Below are 19,811 nucleotides of genomic sequence, written 5' to 3'. Positions count from 1 at the left end.
ACATATAGAATGCAGGGTTAACTATCTTTACTGTAAATTTGCGCGCTCCGTTAACTCTGCGCTGGCTTAAATTTGGTCAGTTAAGGTAATGGCTTGCGGCTGAGCAATATAATAGCCCTGCAGCCCATCGACGAGCAGTTTTTCGAGGGTCAGTTTTTCCTCCTGACGCTCGACACTCGTCGCGATAACACGAATGCCGATACGTCTTGCCACATCCACCATCATCCGCACGAAGAACTTATTATTGCTGTCCTCATCGATTGATGAGGTGTAGCTGCCATCGAGCTTAATGTAGTCTGGGCGCACTTCGCTGAAGAATTTGAAGGAAGTAAAGCTCATCCCAAATCGCTCGATTGAGACACGCGAACCGACACTGTGAACCTCTCGGACGAACTTATAGCTGGCACCTAAATTGGCTTGCATACCGGACTCGTTGATCTCAAACACTAGACGTGAGGCGATATATCTGTGCTTGCCGAGAACATCTCGCAACCAGCCGACAAACAGTTCTTGATGGGCCGAAAAAGCGCTGATATTGATGCCAAAGTTACCGCTAATGGTCGGATTTTCTTTAAGCATTCTTAATGTGCTGATCACCACGAGTTTATCTAATTCGGTGCTCATGCCGTGGCGCTCGGCCATAGCGATAACCGTGGTGGTGGGTAAAAACTTGCCTTCGCTGTTGTAAAAGCGTGCCAGTAACTCGCGGTAGACCTCGACATCATTGCGGCAAGGTTGAATGGGTTGTTGAAAAAACTTCAGCGCTTGGCGGCTAATTAAGTCGTTGATTGCCACTTTCCAACGATCGTCGCCAAACTGCTCGTCACCATTGAGTTTCTCTTGAATATGAAAACTGTTGGGGCCTAAGGTTTGGGCTATGCTCACGGCGGTGTCCGCTAAGGAGAGCAGGTTAACGGGATCCGTACCCTGTTGGTAAGGCACTAAGCCAATGTGCGCAACAGATTCGGCTCTCGTCATCTGCTGGTATTCATCGAGGAATACTTTAAGTTGTTCTAAAAATTTAGGGCCGTCTTTTAACACTAAATCGGGTAAAAAGATCGCAAAATCGGCGCTGGAGACGCGGTAGCATTCCGAATCGGGATATTTGGAACAGGCCTTACGAATACAATTGGCGACGCTGGCTAAATAATCGTCACCGGCGGAGCGACCTTGTAACTGGTTCACATGGGAAAGCTCAGTCGCTTTAACCATGGCCAGCAGCCCAAGTTGCGGCACGCTGCGGTTACTAATACTTTCTAACTTAGTGGTAAAACGTGGGCGGCTGCCAAATCCGGTGATCGGATCCTGATAAGCCACCTTATGCAGTTTCTGGTTTTCTTGGGTGAGGGTATCCATTTGCGATTTGAGCTGCAGCCGGCAGTCTTCGAGTGCCAATCTCACTGGCGTCATTTCACCATTGAGTTTGGAGGACTCAATGGCGGAAAAATTCATCTCTGGAATGTGCGAAATATACTCAGCCGCATAACGGATAGCCGATCTTAACTTGTTGTTAAGCAATACAAACACAACCAAGAGTATGATGTAGGTGAGTATCAATACTAAGCCGAGTTGCTGAGTGCTGCCGATAGCTGTCTCAATCGCTTGGTCGGCACTGAGTTTTACCTGCAAACGACCCGCGGCCAGTTTTTGCGTATGAGCTAAATCTAAGGCAAATAATCCAGAGAGTGGATGCGAACCCTGGGAATTGAGCTCACCTTGGGTGTAATTGAGCTGTCCATCGGTATCATCAATATATTGAAAAAACTGCAGCGGGTAATGGGCAGAAATAGTTTGATAGAGCTCGGCGCCATTGCCTTGCCACTGGGAAAAATTACCCAAGTATTGTTTGAAGTTACTGAGCTCTTGTTGTTGCTGGACCTGGAGCTGGTTATTTTCGTTGTGATAAATCCAACCAAACAGCCCTAAAAAAATCAGCAATAAAAAGATGGGATATGATTTAGACATCGCCATAAAAATCCGCTCTCAAAGTGTCTCAGTATTACGGACAGAATATTAAATGAATGCTCAGTCAATATCCCTATCTGCGTGATGATACTCAAAATTTTGGTTAACAAGCAGATCACAGTGTAACTGTATTTGAGGCAAAACAGAAATGAAAAGCGATTAGTTTAACGGAGTCACAAAGGAGGGGATTGTGTGTATTGCGATAAGAAAGTGGCTCCCCTGACTGGACTTGAACCAGTGACATACGGATTAACAGTCCGCCGTTCTACCGACTGAACTACAGGGGAGTAGAGGGTGCGATATTGCTATCGACTTGAGATATCATCTTTTAAAGTGGCTCCCCTGACTGGACTTGAACCAGTGACATACGGATTAACAGTCCGCCGTTCTACCGACTGAACTACAGGGGAGTAGATGATGCGATATTACTATCGACTTTAAGTTGTCTTGCGTTAGTGGCTCCCCTGACTGGACTTGAACCAGTGACATACGGATTAACAGTCCGCCGTTCTACCGACTGAACTACAGGGGAATCGTTTAACGCAACAGCTTGATAATTAAGTGGCTCCCCTGACTGGACTTGAACCAGTGACATACGGATTAACAGTCCGCCGTTCTACCGACTGAACTACAGGGGAATCGTTAGTTACCTAACTGCATCCTCACTTTTATCGAGATTGAAATTTGGCTCCCCTGACTGGACTTGAACCAGTGACATACGGATTAACAGTCCGCCGTTCTACCGACTGAACTACAGGGGAATCGTTTCTCTCGTCTCGATGACTCGTTGAGAACGGAGCGCATAGTAAAACGCTCTGTGGGATGAGTCAACTCGAGTTACTAAAAAAAGTGTAATTATGCTGTTAAGTGCTCATCTAATGTGCATCGTGGTGCCAAAATCAGCATTTTGATGAAGAAATAACTTATGTTTTCGTAAGATAGCGTGTCTTCATCTTAAAAACACTTGGGATTTTTAAGGGAGACAAAAAGCGCAAATAGACCTAGTTGATTAAATTCTCGGCATTATTCTGGCGGGAGACCCATTTGATATTTCAAAAACCTCGGACTTAAATAGATAAAGTTTATTTGAGTGGCAACGAATCGATGCTTTTGTGGTCAAAACCATTACGCAGTCATGCAGCCACTCGCTTGGTAAGTCTTAACCTGATGCATTAATTACTGAGCTCACAATATAAGATACTAATATGAGGTGCTGACTATTTATAGAGTGCACATTATGCGGTAGGTATATTAGGCAGCACTGCAGCTTCCACTGGTTATCCCTAAAGCGACAGCGGGAAGCCCATCTCAGCCGAGTGGCAAAACACTTATCGAGAGGTGAAAACAATGGCAATGAGTCGATTAGAACAAGCAGAAGCGTTACTCGAGCAGCCCTTAACCTTAGATGTACTGCGTCAGTACCGTGAGTTGTCCATGCATTTAGATGATCCTGATTTTCAAAAAATCCAAGATTTAGCCGAAATCCTCTTTGTGGTTGCCTCTACGGACGAAGCGCTTTTTGCGGCCGCGCTTGCAGAAGACTTAATTTAAGCGCTAATCAAGTTATCCCTCGGTCATGAATATTCACTTTCTACTATTTTCTGCGAACAGATAGCTCCAATTCTACTGACTGATACTGATAAAGCGGAAAACGCTGTCATTTTATGCTGTAAAACACAAATAGAGGCGTAACAGCAGGAGATCAATCAGATTTTGTGAATGTTAATAGTTGTAACAAGTAGTAACATTTATCAAATGTAATAAAATTACCAAACCCGACGAGCGCGCGGGCTAAGGGTGGAATAGTCCTCAATCCCGCATGGTTTCTCACTAATTTCGACTTATCAACAAATTCTGTGGATAACCCTGTGAGTTGCGGCTTGAAACAGGCGGCAAAGCCTTGCTGCACGTGCGATGGACTTAAATTGCACTATTTTGGCGATAAAAATTTAATAATATATTTATCAGATAGATATGAATTGCAAGCCTTATCTTTTTTGGTCTTGTTTGAGGTTGCAATTTTGTAAGCAAGTGAAAGTCGACTCTTGTGTATTAATTTGGCATTTCTCCTGTATTTTTGGGCGTTTTATCGCCAATTTGAGCATTAAAAGCTCGTGGTCAAAAAGTTTCATTTTCTGTCCATCAAACTGTCATTCAGATGGTTTAGGGCTTAATGCTCCCTTTGACTTCTAAAGGAGAACTGCTGGAGCTTAAAGGATGAGTTGATTAGAATGGGGCGACTAACCACAAGGATATGTTCGCGTGTCAGAATCTGTTTTTCAGCTTGAATCTCAATTTGCCCCCGCAGGGGATCAGCCCACGGCCATTGCCAAGTTGGTCGATGGCCTGGAATCGGGCCTAGCTTGCCAAACCCTATTGGGGGTCACAGGCTCGGGCAAGACATTCACTATCGCCAATGTGATCGCCCAACTGGGGCGCCCAACCATTATTATGGCGCCAAACAAGACGCTGGCGGCGCAGCTTTATGGTGAGATGAAAGAGTTTTTCCCCAATAATGCGGTGGAATACTTTGTCTCCTATTACGATTATTACCAGCCAGAAGCCTACGTGCCCGCATCGAACACCTTTATTGAAAAGGATGCGTCGGTTAACGCCCATATCGAGCAAATGCGACTCTCGGCGACGAAAGCCTTGTTGGAGCGTAAGGATGTCGTCTTGATTGCCTCTGTATCGGCAATTTACGGTCTGGGCGATCCCGATTCCTACATGAAGATGCTTTTGCACCTACGCCAGGGCGATACCATGGGGCAGCGGGATATTCTTAAGCGATTGAGTGAGTTGCAATATACTCGCAACGATCTCGAGTTGCAGCGCGGTACTTTTCGCGCCCGTGGTGAAGTTATTGATATTTTCACCGCCGACTCTGACCGCTACGGGATTCGAGTCGAGCTCTTTGACGATGAAATTGAACGCTTAAGCGAGTTTGACCCGTTAACGGGGCAAATTGTTAAGCGTATCGCGCGCACCACAGTGTATCCGAAAACCCACTATGTGACGCCACGGGAAAAAATCCTCGAAGCGACCGAGTTAATTAAAGAAGAGCTGCGCGAGCGTAAGCAGTATCTGCTCGACAACAATAAGTTGATTGAAGCGCAGCGGATCCATGAGCGGGTGCAATACGATATTGAGATGATGGTCGAACTGGGCTATTGCTCCGGTATTGAAAACTACTCCCGCTATCTGTCGGGTCGTGCACCGGGTGAAGGCCCGCCGACCTTGCTCGATTATTTACCCGCCGATGGTTTGTTGATTATCGACGAGTCCCACGTCACTGTGCCGCAAATTGGCGCCATGTATAAGGGGGACCGCTCCCGTAAAACCACGCTTGTGGAATATGGCTTCCGTTTACCCTCGGCGCTGGATAACCGGCCGCTGAAGTTTGAAGAGTTTGAGCAATTGATGCCGCAGACCATTTATGTGTCGGCAACACCAAACCCTTACGAACTGGATAAGAGTGGTGGTGAGATTGTAGAGCAAGTTGTTCGGCCAACGGGTTTGCTCGATCCAGAGTTAGAAGTGCGCCCGGTTAGCATTCAAGTGGATGATTTACTCTCCGAGGTGGCCAAACGTGTCGCTGTCAATGAGCGGGTGCTTGTTACCACCCTAACCAAGCGCATGTCGGAGGATTTAACCGAATACCTCGATGAGCACGGCGTCAAAGTCCGTTATTTGCACTCGGATATCGATACTGTGGAGCGGGTGGAGATCATTCGCGATCTGCGCCTCGGTAAGTTTGATGTGTTGGTCGGTATCAACTTGCTGCGTGAAGGTTTAGACATGCCCGAAGTTTCCTTGGTCTGTATTCTCGATGCAGATAAGGAAGGCTTTTTACGTTCGGAGCGTTCGCTTATTCAGACCATTGGTCGCGCCGCGCGTAACGTCAATGGCAAGGTTATCCTCTATGCAGATAGGATCACCCAGTCAATGGCCAAGGCGATGGGTGAAACCGAGCGCCGCCGTGAGAAACAACACGCCTACAACCTTGAGCATGGCATAGTGCCAAAAGGCGTGGTCAAACGCATTACCGATGTGATGGATATCGACGATGGCAGAGACACTGAAAAGGGCTATAGCCCATCGTCATTGGGTAAAGTGGCTGAACCTAAAGCCAAACGTTATCAAGCCGATGCGGCGCAGCTTAGCCATGATATCGACAAGTTAGAGAAGCAAATGCATGAACATGCGCGTAACTTGGAGTTTGAACAGGCGGCGGCCCTGCGTGATGAGGTGAAACGTTTACGGGAGTTGCTGATAACGGCTTAACTCAATCTGTGTCTTAGCTGAGTTAGACGTAGGACTGCGTTATTAATCAAGCAGATACCAAGCTTTACTACCTAATAAAAAGCCGCCAACATAACAATATGAGGCGGCTTTTTTGTATGGATTAATCAAACTTTGAGGTATTAGCGCTGCGTTTCCTTGGCGAATTTGCTTCGTTGGTACACAAACACCATAAGCGCGCAGACTAAGCCACAGATCAGGCCGACTAAATGCGCCTCGGTGGCCACGCGAGCCCCAATCATGGCGGTCACATCATCACTGGCGCCATAAAACTGTTCATGGCCGACTTTGACTATCACGCCGAGCAGCAGCAAATAACCCGAGCGCATTTTGCGGTGTATATCCTGGACTGCGCCATAGGCAAATAGGCCATGTAACATGCCGCTTAGCCCCACATAGCCTAATAATTGTGGGTAACCTAAATACAGACCAATGCCTTCAAATAGACAAAGCAGGATAAACAGCGCGGTTAATCCCTTAAGCTGGTAATGAAAGTGGTGCAAAAACAGCACTACCCATAATCCTGCGAGGTTCATCAGCAGGTGCCAATGATTGGTATGTAGCAGATTGCCTGTGATCAGGCGCCACCACTGGCCGTCACTGATATCGCTGCGTCGATAGGCGAGCAGGTTATCTATGCTCGGGGTAAAAAGTCCCGTAACATACAAGAGCGCGCAGAGCAGACTGACGACAAGCGCCAGCCAATAGGGGCCGAGTTTTGTTAACGTCACCAGTCTCACGCCTGCGGTTTACCCGTTTCAGTTGCCTTGTCGAGCGAGGTCATCACCTCTGCTTTATTTTGCAGGTAATCCTCTAAGCCTCGTTTGCGTAGATGACAGGCTGGGCAATCACCGCAACCATCGCCAACAATGCCGTTATAACAGGTCAGGGTATGGTGGCGAACCAAATCGAGCTGCTGGTATTTATCGGCCAGCGCCCAAGTTTGGGCTTTGTTGAGCCACATTAATGGCGTAATGATCTCAAGTTTTTTGTCCATGCCTTGCACCAGTGCCGATTCCATCGCACGGACAAAGTCGTGGCGACAGTCGGGATAACCCGAAAAATCGGTTTCGCAGACACCGGTAATAATCGCCTCTGCTCCTAATTGGTAGGCGTAGATCCCCGCCAAAGTCAAAAACAGGATATTACGGCCTGGCACAAAGGTATTGGGTAAGCCATTTTCCATTAATTCGTGGGATACAGGGATCGCATCCCGGGTGAGGGCAGAAATCGCTAACTCATTGAGTAAGCTCACATCCATCACTTTATGGCTGGTGATGTTTAAGCGTTGGGCGAGGGATTTCGCCACGTCAATTTCTTCACGGTGGCGCTGTCCATAATCGAAGGTGATCCCATGGACTTCATCATACTGTGTTAAGGCTTGAATAAGACATGTCGTTGAGTCTTGTCCGCCACTGAATACGACCACGACCTTTGAAACTGATGCTGACATAAGATCCACTTTAGAGTGACACAAAAATAGGGCGTAAGTGTAACCCAGGTGCTAGGGCTTGAAAACTTTTTGCTGGCGTGTGGTGACGGGCATTCGGCTCTTGGCATCACTCTGTTAGCAGCGGTAAAAACTTGCAGCTGCAGCTAAAATCCTCTATAACTGCCGCCCCAGAAAAACGGAACGCTAGCATGAATTACCCAGTCAACGAAGTCTTTGAAACTATTCAAGGTGAAGGTGTCTTTACCGGAGTACCCGCCATTTTTGTGCGTTTACAGGGCTGCCCTGTAGGCTGTGCTTGGTGTGATACCAAACAGACTTGGGAGCTGCTTGAGGATAAGAAGGTGTCACCCGAACAAGTGATCACCGTCGATGGTTCTGTGGGTCGCTGGGCAAACCATACGGCGCAGAGTCTTATCGAGGCGTTCAATGCTAAGGGATACACGGCGCGCCATGTGGTGATCACAGGTGGTGAACCTTGTATGTACGATCTGCATGAATTAACTCACACGTTCCATGCTGCCGGCTTTGCCACTCAAATCGAGACCAGTGGCACCTTTGAGGTGAAGTGTGATGCTGATACCTGGGTGACTGTTTCGCCCAAGATCAATATGAAAGGGGGTTATAAGGTGTTAGCGCAGGCATTGACCCGCGCCAACGAGATAAAGCATCCGATAGCGACCGAACATCATATCGACGAACTCGATGAGTTACTCAAAGGGATTGATGTGTCAGCGAAAACTATTTGTTTGCAACCGATCAGCCAAAAACCAAGGGCGACGGAATTAGCCATGAAGGTGTGTATTGCTCGCAACTGGCGTTTATCGATTCAGACCCATAAGTACTTGAATATCGATTAATCGCCACCTAGCTCAACTGCATTGCTCTTTAATGCTCAGAAATAGTTTTAACGCTCCGAATGGGGCGTTTTTTTATGAGCAAAATCGATAGATTAAAGGCACTAAATTTAAGCGATAAATAATAAGTCCGAATTAGCTGGTGTGCTAGAAAGAAAACTTGGGGAATAACGTGAGATAAAGTGTGATATGAGAAAGAAGTGGTGGAGGGAGAAGGATTCGAACCTTCGAAGGCGGAGCCGTCAGATTTACAGTCTGATCCCTTTGGCCACTCGGGAACCCCTCCACATATTTTCTTCCGACTTTTAAGTTGCGCTTAAAAATCATCTTAAATCTTGGCCAGATTTAAGGGTAAAGCAAGTTTACAGCAGACTAACGATTGACGAACCACAGAAGATAAAAGTGGTGGAGGGAGAAGGATTCGAACCTTCGAAGGCGGAGCCGTCAGATTTACAGTCTGATCCCTTTGGCCACTCGGGAACCCCTCCACGAGTATCTTTTATAGCATCGCTAATTGTTAGTGCAAATGGTGGAGGGAGAAGGATTCGAACCTTCGAAGGCGGAGCCGTCAGATTTACAGTCTGATCCCTTTGGCCACTCGGGAACCCCTCCTCAATTGCGGCCGCCATAGTAGTCAGAAACCTTAGGCATGTAAAGTCTAAATATGAAAATTTTCCTAAAGTTCTTGTTCAACTGGTCGATTAACTGACAACGAGTTGTTTTAGCGATGTTTTTTTATGCAAATCGATGTTCCTTTAATCAATGAGGCCCAAATTGGCTCCCGCTTAAATGCGGCAATCGAACACAACAGGCGAGGTGAGTTTGCCCTGTTGCTGTCGCTATTGTCTGCTGACGCGAGGGACATGGCGCAGTTTCAATGGCAAAAAGAACTCGATACTGCCGAAAAACTACAACGTCAGTTTGAATTACCACCAAAACAAACGTTAGTGGCGGATTTATCCTCAGACAATCATATTATCGACAATAGCGCCGTGTTTATGCAGCAAGGGGCAAGAGCATTTCAATTGCAACAGGCCTTGCGACCGGAAGCGTTAGTGATCCGAGGTGGTGAACCCATCGCCATGGCCGAAGCCTTAAGTAACTGTGAGTTTACAACTCGCTTGCGTCAGCGTGGACAATTGCAATCTCCTCAAGTTGAAATCATGCACTTTGCTGATCAACTGGCGATCCAACGTAATTTGATCCCACGCTTAGCCAGTGCTTAATGCTACTGAGGCTATTTATTATCAAAGGTATTATTTCGGGTAATAAGCGTGAGCAATACCAGAGTCTCTCTCATCATCATTCCCTATAATTAGTCGTTAGTGATATTAATGTTGAGTCGCTTATGTTGAGTTTTTAACATGAGGCCATTAGAGAGGATAGCCCTATGAAAGGTATCATTGCAGGACAAACCCCCACAGTAAACGACACATGTACCGATTGCGGCAGCTTTGTTGACATCGGTGCTGTGATTGATGAACAAGATACTGTGCTTGAGTTACAGTTTACGGGTGGCGAGGCGGAAAATGAGGCGGCAAAGATGGTTGAGCGTGCCCAGACACGTTTTCGACACACGCAAGCGAGCGTTACTCGAGGTGAAACGGGTGTGACGCTCAAACTGGTATTTGATGTCAGTGTCGAAAAAATGATTTTCCAGTTAGAGAATGGTCTATAGCGCAACCCCTGTGATACAAGTCGAGGTTAATTTGTAATAAAGTGTGGCCGATGTTGCTGTTTTAAATGTAGATAGTGTAATCTGCATCAACGAAAATAAAGATAAATAGGCTCTATTAACACGCTTCTTTAGTGTGTTAGTCGCAGCAGTACCGTTTTACCCAACACGAAGTTTTGTAGGGATCAGAGTGAAGCGACGTCAGCATCAGCATTTATTAGAGTCTTTAGTGCATTCCACGGCTAAACAGCAGGGGGATTTTACTAAGACCGCAGAGTTAGCCACTGAGCTACTTTGCCAAAATTTAGCCGTTTCTCTGGTGTCGGTTTGGATTTTTTCCGCCGATCAATCGAGCCAATCCCTGGTGGCGCAATTTGGCGCTATGGCCCTACAAGACACTTACCGTCCTTCGCAGTTGCAGACGCTGCCACGCTATTTAGATGAACTCAAAAATCATCGCCATATTGATGCGAGTAATACGCTTATCGATCCGCGCTTGACTGAGTTAGTCGATAACTATTTTATCCCTCGGCAAATTTTATCTAGTCTCGAGATTGGCATTCGCATTAATGGCCATCTCGAAGGCGTGCTTTGCCTTGAGCGCGCGCAACTGACTCACCATTGGCACGACAGCGAAATTCACCTTGCCTGCCAAATGGCCGATCAATTGGCCCTCACGCTGGCCACCAAACATACCTATGACAAAGAAGAGCGCTTAAGCCTGTTTCGCTGTGCCACCGAGCAATCTCGTCAAATGACTATGTTGATTAACTTGCACACTGAAAAAGTGGAGTACGTTAACCAAGCCCATCAGGATATTAGCGGTATTTCGCGCAGCAGGAGCGTTGGCACTAATTTACGTGATTTAACTTTTTTCAAACAGCACAATGCGTTAGCTGAGCAGACCTTAGCAAAAATTTTCAGAGGTGAACTGGCAAAAGGTGAGGTGCAATTTAATCGTGCTGATGGTAGTCGTTATTGGCTGAAATATGTTGTGAGCCAATTTATCACCGATAGAGGCAATCATTACGCTTTAGTGTCGGGTGAAGAAAGTACGGATGAGCATAACTACAAAGCGGAGTTGGAACGTCTGGCGTGGCGTTGTAGCTTGACTGGACTTAACAATCGCAGTCACTTTAATCGAGTGCTCGAGCGAACAACACATGGGCTACTGTTGCTAGTCGATTTAGTCGCCTTTAAGCGTTTTAACGATACTTATGGTCATGAAAATGGCGACAGCCTGTTGATTGAGATTGGCCGGCGCTTAAAGCATTTTTCAGACATCAATAAAGCGACTGAAATCGCTCGTGTCGGTAGTGATGAGTTTGCGGTATTACTGACCGACGATAACGCAGTTTATGATCTGGACTATATCAGCACCCGCTTATACCAGCATTTAGCCATGCCGATATTAATTGGCCGTGAACAAGTGGAACCTAAACCCGCACTGGCCGTGGTTGATATTGCGTCGGTGGCAAATTTATTTGCACCACTGACCTGCGCCGATATTGCAGTGCAATATGCGAAGAAGAAAAAGGGCACAGCAATTCAAGTCTTTAACAGTACATTGCTGAGTGCGTTTAAGGAAGATGCGCAAATTGAACGCGATTTGCATAGTGCTATTCGCGGTCGACAATTTGAGCTTTATTACCAGCCCTTAAGAGATCTCGAACAGCAAACTTATATCGGTGCCGAAGCGCTTATTCGTTGGCATCATCCCAAAAGAGGCGTGCTATATCCCGGCGCGTTTATTGATATTGCCGAGCAATCGGGGATGATCAATGCGATAGGCAGTTGGGTATTAGAGGCGGCCTGTCGGCAATTGAATATTTGGCAGCATCACAATGCCGATCTTAGCATGCATGTTAATGTGTCTGCGCGGCAGTTTTTTAGTGGTAATTTGTATGAACAAGTATGGCAACTCTTGACCCGTTATCGTTTAAAGCCCAAAACCTTAATTTTGGAAATTACAGAGACGGAACTCATGGGCGATATTCGCCATGCGACCTTATTGTGTCAGGAGTTGGCTGAACTGGGGGTAGGCTTAGCTATCGATGATTTTGGGACGGGTTACAGCTCGATGCGCTACCTTAAACAGTTTCCTATCAGTAAGTTAAAAATCGATCGCTCGTTTATTTCAGATTTGACGATTAGCCGCGAAAGCCAAGAAATCGTCTCGGCCATTATTGCGATGGCGAGTGCGCTCAATATTTCCTTGACCGCAGAAGGGGTAGAAACCGTTGAGCAGGAGGCGTTTTTAGCCAAGAGTTTGTGTCATCAGGCACAGGGATATTTATACAGTCCAGCCCTGCGAGAACCCGAGTTTGCGCAGTTTTTGCTGGCCGCGAAACAATCGAGTTTTATCGCCCACTAAACCAGATGTTCGTATTGATGTGATGAAAAAATAAAGGCAATCAATTGATTGCCTTTATTTTATGAGTCGATACTGTCATCAACAACTATCGTGTTAAGCAGCACTGTTTAAATTTCTTACCACTCTGGCAAATACAGGGATCGTTGCGCCCAGGGCGTTTGGCCTGCATTTGTTGTCCTTGGGTATAGTACCAACGGCCCTGTTCAAATATAAACTCAGATCGTTCATAGATTGCATCAATCTCACCCGCGAGTTTATACCAAGCTTTGAAGGTCACATTGCCGCGTTGAGTACCATCGGGATAGATTTTTTCATTCGCAGCTAAGACCTCAAGCCCTAACCAATGTGGATGTGGGCCTTGCTGTAGTTGTTCGAAGGTTAAGCCATCGAGAAAGTCTACATGGTGAGTTTTAATAATGTAATCAAAATTTTTCAACACAAATGCGCAGTAGCGTGAACGCATTAGTTGTTCAGGACTGGTGGCCACTTGAGTCCCTGAATCAACATTAAGGTGCAAAGTTTCACAACAGTGCTGATAAGGTTTTTGGCTGCCACAGGGACAATAGGCTTCTGGTGTCATGAGTGTAACTTGCTAAATAATAAAGATTATTACTTTGGTTTTTTACTGTCAGGTAACGGCGGAAACTGACGGCCATAGTAAAGATTTGGCACAGGCTTCGCATTCAAATAAAAACTAGGCTCGGCTCGATTGTTCATATCAAGGGTGACATTCCAGCGGTGCTGGGTGTCTTTTTGTGTGCCAATGACGAACTTGCCTGCAAATTCACTCACGGGTTCGCCAGTCTCTTCGGCGGGATAAAAACGCACTAAATAATAGCCAGTGTCGAACGCGCTGTTGCCTGATAATTTGCGGTTTAGCACCCGAAAGTCGATATCGATACGGGCCTTTTTGGTTCGGATTTTATCAAAAAAGCGTTGATAAATGGCGACAATATTATCACGGCCGTAATAAATTTCTTTACTTTGACTTTCTGACAGATAACTTGCGTCTTTAGCATAAATCTCGGCAGTGACGTCGTGATTAAGTTCATTAAATGCTTGAGTAAACAAAGGATAATTCGCATTTATCAATTGATCTGTTGTCATGCTGGTCTTGGCTTTTGAGGGGGTCGCAAAACTCGGCAGCGACAATAGGCATATCAGGGCTAGCAGCAAAAATCTCATTACATTATTCTAATCAAGCATTCATGGCGCCACTATAATGGAGGCGCCCGCTGAACTAAAGGGGTGAATGTTTACAAAGTGTGTTTCTGTTGTAAAAGTGCACACTGAGTGTGAAGAGTGGAGGAGCTTGCCATGCTGGATAATGAATCGGCACTATTTTTTGAAGAAATGGCGGGAGTTGTGCCACTTAAAGGTGATGTCAAGGTGGTGAATTTACAACCTAAGGCATTAACGGATGAGCAAATTCAGCGCCGTGATGCGCTGCAACGTGAGGCTTATTTAGCTTGTATGCCGCTGGATTTAAGCTTGATCCCGATTATGGCACCCGATGATATAGCCAGTTTTAAGCGTGAAGGGGTTCAGGGGGCTGTTTTTAAGCGCTTAAGGCTGGGGCAGTACAGTATTAAAATGGAGTTAGATGTGCATGCCTACCGTTTGAGTCAGGCCAGAGATGCGTTACTCAATTATTTGTTAGCGGCGCAGGCCCATGGGGAACGTTGTGTGATGCTCATTCATGGTAAAGGCCATAACAGTAAACCCGTGGCTGGATTGCTTAAATCAGCGGTATGTCACTGGTTATCTCAGCTTGATATGGTACTTGCCTACCATTCTGCGAAAACCGAGCAGGGCGGCACGGGCGCCTTATATGTGATGTTGACTAAATCCGAGCAGCTTAAGATTGAGAATAAAGAAGCAAATCGTAAGGGAATGGGTTGGCGTTAATGGATTTGCGAACGCATTGATTTCTCTGATTGTCGCGAGCGTTAGACCTTAATACTGGAGCTTAAAAAAATGCCCAACATTGTTGGGCATTTTTATCGGTTTAGTTTAAGGCGTGGATATGACTCGCACTTGAGGGTTAATTACCAGCCACATTGACGATTCGCAGCTTTGTTCTGCTCATCAAGCCAGATTTTAAGCGGCGCAAAATAATCGAGTACTGCGCTCGCATCCATCATTTCCGTTCCTGTGACTTCTTTTAAGGCAACGGGCCAAGGTTGGCTTGCGCCAAGTGCTAACATTTTATTGAGTTTTTCTCCTGCCGCTTGATTGCCGTAAATACTGCATCGATGCACTGGGCCCTTGTCTCCAGCCGTTTCACACAGTGCCTTATGGAACTGGAATTGCAGAATATGTGCGAGGAAATAGCGGGTATAAGGCACATTACCGGGTACATGGTATTTTGCACCTGGGTCAAAATCGGCTTCGCTGCGATCAGTCGGGGCCTTAACGCCTTGGTATTTTTCTCTTAATTCCCACCAGGCTTGGTTATATTGCGCAGGGGTAATTTCGCCACTAAATACCTTCCAACGCCACTGGTCGATCATCAAACCAAAGGGCAGGAAGGCGATTTTATCCAATGCCTGCTTAAGCAATAACCCAATATCCTTAGAGGCATCGGGCACGTCTTCGAGCAAGCCAATCTGTTTTAGATAGCTCGGGGTGATAGATAGCGCAATCGTGTCACCAATGGCCTCATGGAAACCATCATTGGCACTGTTTTTAAACAGGAAAGGCTGCTGTTTATAGGCACGTTGATAGAAGTTGTGTCCAAGTTCGTGGTGAATGACGGTGAAGTCTTCAGCGGTTTTCTGGATACACATCTTGATGCGGATATCATCGAGGTTATCCAGATCCCACGCGGAAGCGTGACACACTACGTCGCGATCTTTGGGTTGTAAGAATAAAGAGCGGCTCCAAAAACTTTCTGGCAGCGGCGCAAAGCCCAAAGAGGTGAAAAAGCTTTCGGCTTGTTTCACCATTTTCTGCTCATCGTAGCCTTTCTGCTCAAGTAGCTCGGTCACATCATAGCCTGGATCGGCATCATTCGGGGCGACGAGATCGTACACATTCCCCCATTGCTGCGCCCACATATTCCCTAGCAAATGTGCCGGAATCGGGCCTGTTTTCGGCGCAATGGCATCACCGTATTCGTTATTCAGCTCGCCGCGAACATAACAATGCAGGGATTCGTAGAGGGGTTTAACTTGTCCCCATAAACGGTCTAATTCCTGTGAAAATTCATCGGGTTTCATATCGTATTGGCTGCGCCACAACTCGGACAGATTCGCGTAGCCTAAGTCTTTTGCGCCTTCGTTAGCGAGTTCAACTTCACGTTGAAATAGCGGACGCATTGGTTTTGCAATTTCACGCCAGCCTTTCCACGCTTCAAGTAATTTAGCTGGATCCCGCGATTCCGCCATCAGGGTAGACAGTTCAGGTTGCGTCATACATTTGCCATCGGCGAAGCAATATTTGCCTTTACCGTAGAGCCCATTGAGTTCGGAGCTAATTTGCGCTAGCTCAGCATTTTTGGCGGGATCCAGCGGCGCCGGTAACACAAGTGCACTGCGCAGAATATTCAGTTTGCGCGCATTGGCGGGATCGAGTTCCACATTGGCATACTTTGCGGCTTCAGTGGCAAACTTAACGGAAGCGGCGCTGACTTTTTCACCCACGGCGGCCGATAATGCTGCGGTATCTTCGGTAATAAAGTTGCTGTAAATCCATTCGGCACGATTCGCTTCGATGGATAACTGCGCCATTTGCGCTTCCGCATCTTGTATAAAGGCAATGGCCTGGGCTTTATCGGGCGCATTTTTGTTAGCTGTAGTAGCATCGGCCTTGCTTTGTGCATCATTACAGGCGCTTAAGCCTAAGGTTAGCGCAATGGTGAGCGCGAGTGTCGTGGGATGATTTAATCGAATAGTCATGTATTGCAATCCGCTGTTGTTTTTGTGTTGCACATTCTACCTAAGTGGATTGTATTTTGAATAAAACTTGATGGCTTTTGGCTCTTTTTTGCAATCACTGTGATTGGCTTGTTAAGCCTCGTTGTTGTGACGCAGCTTATTTGGTCATTTTTCGTTTGACAATGACCATACCAATGTTTAATTTAAACGAGTGTTTTAAATTAATTCAAGGTCACGGAATGGCAAGTCGATCTGATACAAAAACAAGAATACTTGATGCTGCAGAGAAACTCTTTGCCGAAAGAGGTTTTTCTGAGACGTCATTACGACTTATCACTAGCAAGGCAGAGGTCAATTTAGCGTCGGTGAATTATCACTTTGGCTCTAAAAAAGAGTTAATCCGTGCAGTGTTAGCCCGCTATTTAGACGTTTTTATGCCCGCAGCATCGACGGCTATAAAACGTTTACATACTGCATCCTCTCAGGCTTCGCTAGAGGATATTTTATCGGCGTTAGTCGATCCGTTATTGGATTTAAATGACTTGCGCACGGAAGGTACCACGATTTTCCTACAGCTACTTGGACGAGGCTATATCGAAAGCCAAGGGCATCTGCGCTGGTTTATCACCACCCACTATGGACAACATCTAGATACCTTTGTGAAGGCGGTGTCGGCAAGTGCTCCCCATATACCTCCTGCTGAAATGTTTTGGCGCTTACACTTCACCCTCGGCACAATCGTTTTCACTATGGCATCCGCTGATGCGTTAAACGATATTGCTGCGGCTGAATTTGGTGAGCACAACGATATTGAAGCCGTGATCCGTAAAGTGATCCCCTACATGGCCGCGGGCGTATCAGTTCCCGTAGCTTCTTAATAAAAAGGTCTTGATTATGTTGACGATTATAATTATTGCCCTGATAGCTGTTATTGCGCTGTTTGCAGTAAAAAGCCTCAGAATGCAATTTATCACCCAGCCAGTTTTCCATTTTTTCAAAAAAGTGTTACCGCCATTATCCGATACTGAGCGCGAAGCGATGGAAGCGGGCGATGTATGGTGGGAAGGGGAATTATTCCGCGGTAACCCGAACTGGAACACGCTGCACAGCTACGGCAAGCCAACGCTGACGGCAGAAGAGAAGGACTTTATTGATAATCAGGTCATGACGGCCCTGACAATGATCGATGATTTTGACATTGTCCATAATCGTAAAGATTTGCCGCCAGAGCTGTGGGATTATTTCAAAAAAGAAGGCTTCTTTGCGCTGATCATTCCGAAAAAATTTGGTGGTAAAGCGTTTTCGGCTTATGCCAATTCGACGATTGTGAGCAAGTTAGCTAGTCGTAGCGTGAGTGCTGCGGTAACTGTGATGGTACCTAACTCATTAGGCCCTGGTGAATTATTAACTCACTATGGCACTGAAGAGCAAAAGGAACGTTGGTTACCTGCATTAGCGAAAGGCGATGAAATACCTTGCTTTGCGTTAACAGGCCCAGAAGCAGGCAGTGACGCGGGCGCAATCCCAGATGTGGGCATTGTGTGCCGTGGTGAGTTTAACGGCGAAGAGGTATTAGGCCTTAAATTAACCTGGAATAAGCGTTATATCACCTTAGCACCTGTTGCAACGGTATTGGGTTTAGCCTTCCAGATGCGCGATCCTGACGGTCTATTAGGTGATAAAAAGAATCTTGGTATTACCTGCGCGTTGATCCCAACGGATCATCCTGGTGTGGTGATTGGTCGTCGTCATAATCCACTTAATATGGCCTTTATGAATGGTACAACCCAGGGCGATGAAGTGTTTATTCCGCTCGATTGGATCATTGGCGGTCCAGAATTTGCGGGCAGAGGCTGGCGCATGCTGGTTGAATGTTTATCAGCGGGTCGCGGTATTTCTCTGCCAGCGCTGGCAACTGCTTCAGGCCATATGGCAACCAAAACCACCACAGCCTACAGTTATGTGCGCCACCAATTTGGCATGGCGATTGGTCAGTTTGAAGGGGTGCAAGAAGCCCTTGCTCGTATTATTGCCAATACCTACCAGTTAGAAGCTGCACGTCGTTTAACCACCACAGGCATTGACCTTAAAGTCAAACCCTCAGTGGTGACGGCTATTGCGAAGTTCCACATGACCGAACTTGGCCGAGCTGTTATGAATGATGCGATGGATATTCAGTCGGGTAAGGGGATCCAATTAGGACCTAAAAACTACCTCGGCCATCCTTATATGTCGAATCCAATTTCGATCACCGTAGAAGGCGCGAATATTCTTACCCGCTCGTTAATGATCTTTGGTCAAGGCGCAACCCGTTGTCATCCTTATGTTCTGGCCGAAATGGAAGCGGCAGCAATGGAAAATCTGCACGAGGCACTTGCGCGTTTTGACTCGTTGTTGATGGGGCATATGGGGTATGCGACGCGTAACGCGTTCAGTGCATTATTTAGCGCCTTAACTGCGAGCCGTTTTGGTAGCGCCCCCGTAAGTGGCGAAACCAAACAGTACTACAAAGATATGTCGCGTTTGTCTTCGGCGCTGGCCTTTATGACGGACATTTCAATGTTGATTATGGGCGGCGATTTAAAACGCAAGGAAATGTTGTCTGCACGGATGGGCGATGTATTGAGTCAGTTGTACTTAGGCTCTGCAACGCTAAAACTATTTGAAGACAATGGTCGCCAACAGGATGATTTACCTGCGGTACGTTATGTAATGGCTAATCGCTTGCACTTAGCGGCGAAAGCACTAGAGGATGTGATCCGCAACTTCCCCAATCGTCCAGTTGCTTGGTTATTGCGAGCACTCATTTTCCCGATCGGCAATCATTTTAATGCGCCGAGCGATAAAATGGCGACTGAGCTTGTCTCTGGCATGTTAAAACCGAGTCCTGCCCGTGAGCGCATTACCTTCCTTTGTCCTGAGTTTGAAGGCGATGTGGGTGGTATTGCTGAAGTAGAACAAGCGTTTGTAGCACAGTATGCCTGTAAAGAGATTTACAAAAAGCTCAAAAAAGCACAGCGCAGCGGTGAGTTACCTGCAAAAGTACCAAACTTGGTTCTATTTGCTAAAGCGTTAGAGCAGGGCACGATTAATAGCGAAGAACATCAAACACTATTGCATGCGGATAAGTTACGTTTAGCCGCCATCAATGTGAATGATTTTGAAGCCTTATAATCTGATTTGTTAGCACGACTACAATAGTTTCTCACCGTTACAAGAGATAAAAAACCACCTCAACTGAGGTGGTTTTTGTTTTTAAGTTTAATGACTTTTAGCCTAACTTTTCGTCTAGCGAAAACCAATCAGCAAA

The 19,811-nt window shown here is 46.4% G+C and carries 15 protein-coding genes and 8 tRNA genes; 9 read left to right on the top strand and 14 right to left on the bottom strand.

What is annotated here, in order from left to right; all coding sequences use genetic code 11:
• Window positions 1-66 precede the first annotated feature (66 nt).
• The 6 genes from AEA42_RS16015 to AEA42_RS15990 form a co-directional block, all read right to left on the bottom strand.
• The gene (locus tag AEA42_RS16015) at window positions 67-1,971 is read right to left on the bottom strand and encodes a GGDEF domain-containing protein (protein ID WP_055648250.1); all 1,905 of its coding nucleotides are present in this window, start codon (window positions 1,969-1,971) and stop codon (window positions 67-69) included.
• A gap of 205 nt (window positions 1,972-2,176) precedes the next feature.
• Window positions 2,177-2,252 (bottom strand) — tRNA-Asn (locus AEA42_RS16010).
• Window positions 2,253-2,299: 47 nt separating this feature from the next.
• A tRNA-Asn gene (locus AEA42_RS16005) sits at window positions 2,300-2,375 on the bottom strand.
• A 46-nt stretch (window positions 2,376-2,421) separates the two neighbouring features.
• Window positions 2,422-2,497: transfer RNA gene (locus tag AEA42_RS16000), tRNA-Asn, on the bottom strand.
• 30 nt (window positions 2,498-2,527) lie between these two features.
• Window positions 2,528-2,603: transfer RNA gene (locus tag AEA42_RS15995), tRNA-Asn, on the bottom strand.
• 47 nt (window positions 2,604-2,650) lie between these two features.
• A tRNA-Asn gene (locus tag AEA42_RS15990) sits at window positions 2,651-2,726 on the bottom strand.
• A gap of 586 nt (window positions 2,727-3,312) precedes the next feature.
• Here AEA42_RS15990 and AEA42_RS15985 point away from each other — a divergent pair.
• On the top strand, window positions 3,313-3,516 hold the full coding sequence (locus tag AEA42_RS15985) for a hypothetical protein (RefSeq protein WP_011622825.1): 204 nt from the start codon (window positions 3,313-3,315) through the stop codon (window positions 3,514-3,516).
• A 711-nt stretch (window positions 3,517-4,227) separates the two neighbouring features.
• The gene (gene uvrB, locus AEA42_RS15980; RefSeq protein WP_055648249.1) at window positions 4,228-6,249 is read left to right on the top strand and encodes an excinuclease ABC subunit UvrB; all 2,022 of its coding nucleotides are present in this window, start codon (window positions 4,228-4,230) and stop codon (window positions 6,247-6,249) included.
• Window positions 6,250-6,389: 140 nt separating this feature from the next.
• Here uvrB and rrtA read toward each other — a convergent pair whose 3' ends face one another.
• Window positions 6,390-7,007 carry a rhombosortase gene (rrtA, locus tag AEA42_RS15975; protein ID WP_055648248.1) on the bottom strand — a complete coding sequence of 206 codons (618 nt, stop codon included), beginning with the start codon at window positions 7,005-7,007 and terminating at the stop codon, window positions 6,390-6,392.
• The gene (queC, locus tag AEA42_RS15970) at window positions 7,004-7,720 is read right to left on the bottom strand and encodes a 7-cyano-7-deazaguanine synthase QueC (RefSeq protein ID WP_055648247.1); all 717 of its coding nucleotides are present in this window, start codon (window positions 7,718-7,720) and stop codon (window positions 7,004-7,006) included. The genes rrtA and queC overlap by 4 nt, the downstream gene beginning before the upstream one ends.
• A gap of 188 nt (window positions 7,721-7,908) precedes the next feature.
• Here queC and queE point away from each other — a divergent pair, with 188 nt between their 5' ends.
• Complete coding sequence (gene queE, locus AEA42_RS15965) at window positions 7,909-8,577, top strand: 7-carboxy-7-deazaguanine synthase QueE (protein ID WP_037418685.1); 669 nt, start codon at window positions 7,909-7,911, stop codon at window positions 8,575-8,577.
• Between the two features lie 198 nt (window positions 8,578-8,775).
• Here the strand turns inward: queE and AEA42_RS15960 are convergent.
• The 3 genes from AEA42_RS15960 to AEA42_RS15950 form a co-directional block, all read right to left on the bottom strand.
• A tRNA-Tyr gene (locus AEA42_RS15960) sits at window positions 8,776-8,860 on the bottom strand.
• A 117-nt stretch (window positions 8,861-8,977) separates the two neighbouring features.
• A tRNA-Tyr gene (locus AEA42_RS15955) sits at window positions 8,978-9,062 on the bottom strand.
• A 39-nt stretch (window positions 9,063-9,101) separates the two neighbouring features.
• Window positions 9,102-9,186, bottom strand: a tRNA-Tyr gene (locus tag AEA42_RS15950).
• A gap of 125 nt (window positions 9,187-9,311) precedes the next feature.
• Here AEA42_RS15950 and AEA42_RS15945 point away from each other — a divergent pair.
• From AEA42_RS15945 to AEA42_RS15935, 3 genes are all read left to right on the top strand, one after another.
• Complete coding sequence (locus tag AEA42_RS15945) at window positions 9,312-9,800, top strand: VC2046/SO_2500 family protein (RefSeq protein ID WP_055648246.1); 489 nt, start codon at window positions 9,312-9,314, stop codon at window positions 9,798-9,800.
• A 164-nt stretch (window positions 9,801-9,964) separates the two neighbouring features.
• The gene (locus AEA42_RS15940; protein ID WP_037418691.1) at window positions 9,965-10,252 is read left to right on the top strand and encodes a DUF406 family protein; all 288 of its coding nucleotides are present in this window, start codon (window positions 9,965-9,967) and stop codon (window positions 10,250-10,252) included.
• Window positions 10,253-10,439: 187 nt separating this feature from the next.
• Entirely contained in the window at window positions 10,440-12,623 is a 2,184-nt protein-coding gene (locus tag AEA42_RS15935; protein WP_055648245.1) for an EAL domain-containing protein, read from the top strand.
• An 85-nt stretch (window positions 12,624-12,708) separates the two neighbouring features.
• Here the strand turns inward: AEA42_RS15935 and AEA42_RS15930 are convergent, their stop codons facing one another.
• Both AEA42_RS15930 and AEA42_RS15925 read right to left on the bottom strand, forming a co-directional pair.
• On the bottom strand, window positions 12,709-13,203 hold the full coding sequence (locus AEA42_RS15930) for a YchJ family metal-binding protein (RefSeq protein WP_037418697.1): 495 nt from the start codon (window positions 13,201-13,203) through the stop codon (window positions 12,709-12,711).
• A 29-nt stretch (window positions 13,204-13,232) separates the two neighbouring features.
• Window positions 13,233-13,808, bottom strand: a complete 576-nt coding sequence (locus AEA42_RS15925; protein WP_037418700.1) for a hypothetical protein — start codon at window positions 13,806-13,808, stop codon at window positions 13,233-13,235.
• Window positions 13,809-13,940: 132 nt separating this feature from the next.
• On the opposite strand from AEA42_RS15925, the gene smrA reads away from it, so the two are divergent.
• Window positions 13,941-14,531, top strand: coding sequence for a DNA endonuclease SmrA (gene smrA, locus AEA42_RS15920; protein ID WP_037418703.1), 591 nt, complete (start codon window positions 13,941-13,943; stop codon window positions 14,529-14,531).
• A gap of 140 nt (window positions 14,532-14,671) precedes the next feature.
• Here smrA and AEA42_RS15915 read toward each other — a convergent pair whose 3' ends face one another.
• The gene (locus AEA42_RS15915) at window positions 14,672-16,522 is read right to left on the bottom strand and encodes a M2 family metallopeptidase (protein ID WP_055648244.1); all 1,851 of its coding nucleotides are present in this window, start codon (window positions 16,520-16,522) and stop codon (window positions 14,672-14,674) included.
• Between the two features lie 218 nt (window positions 16,523-16,740).
• On the opposite strand from AEA42_RS15915, the gene AEA42_RS15910 reads away from it, so the two are divergent.
• Window positions 16,741-17,379 (top strand): TetR/AcrR family transcriptional regulator, encoded by a 639-nt coding sequence (locus tag AEA42_RS15910; RefSeq protein WP_037419025.1) that lies wholly within the window; start codon window positions 16,741-16,743, stop codon window positions 17,377-17,379.
• A gap of 16 nt (window positions 17,380-17,395) precedes the next feature.
• On the top strand, window positions 17,396-19,675 hold the full coding sequence (locus tag AEA42_RS15905) for an acyl-CoA dehydrogenase (RefSeq protein ID WP_055648243.1): 2,280 nt from the start codon (window positions 17,396-17,398) through the stop codon (window positions 19,673-19,675).
• Window positions 19,676-19,811: the final 136 nt, after the last annotated feature.

Source organism: Shewanella sp. Sh95, from assembly GCF_001308045.1.
Lineage (GTDB): Bacteria > Pseudomonadota > Gammaproteobacteria > Enterobacterales > Shewanellaceae > Shewanella > Shewanella xiamenensis.
The sequence above is the reverse complement of the archived record's forward strand: the minus strand, read 5'-3'. Positions and strand labels throughout refer to the sequence as shown.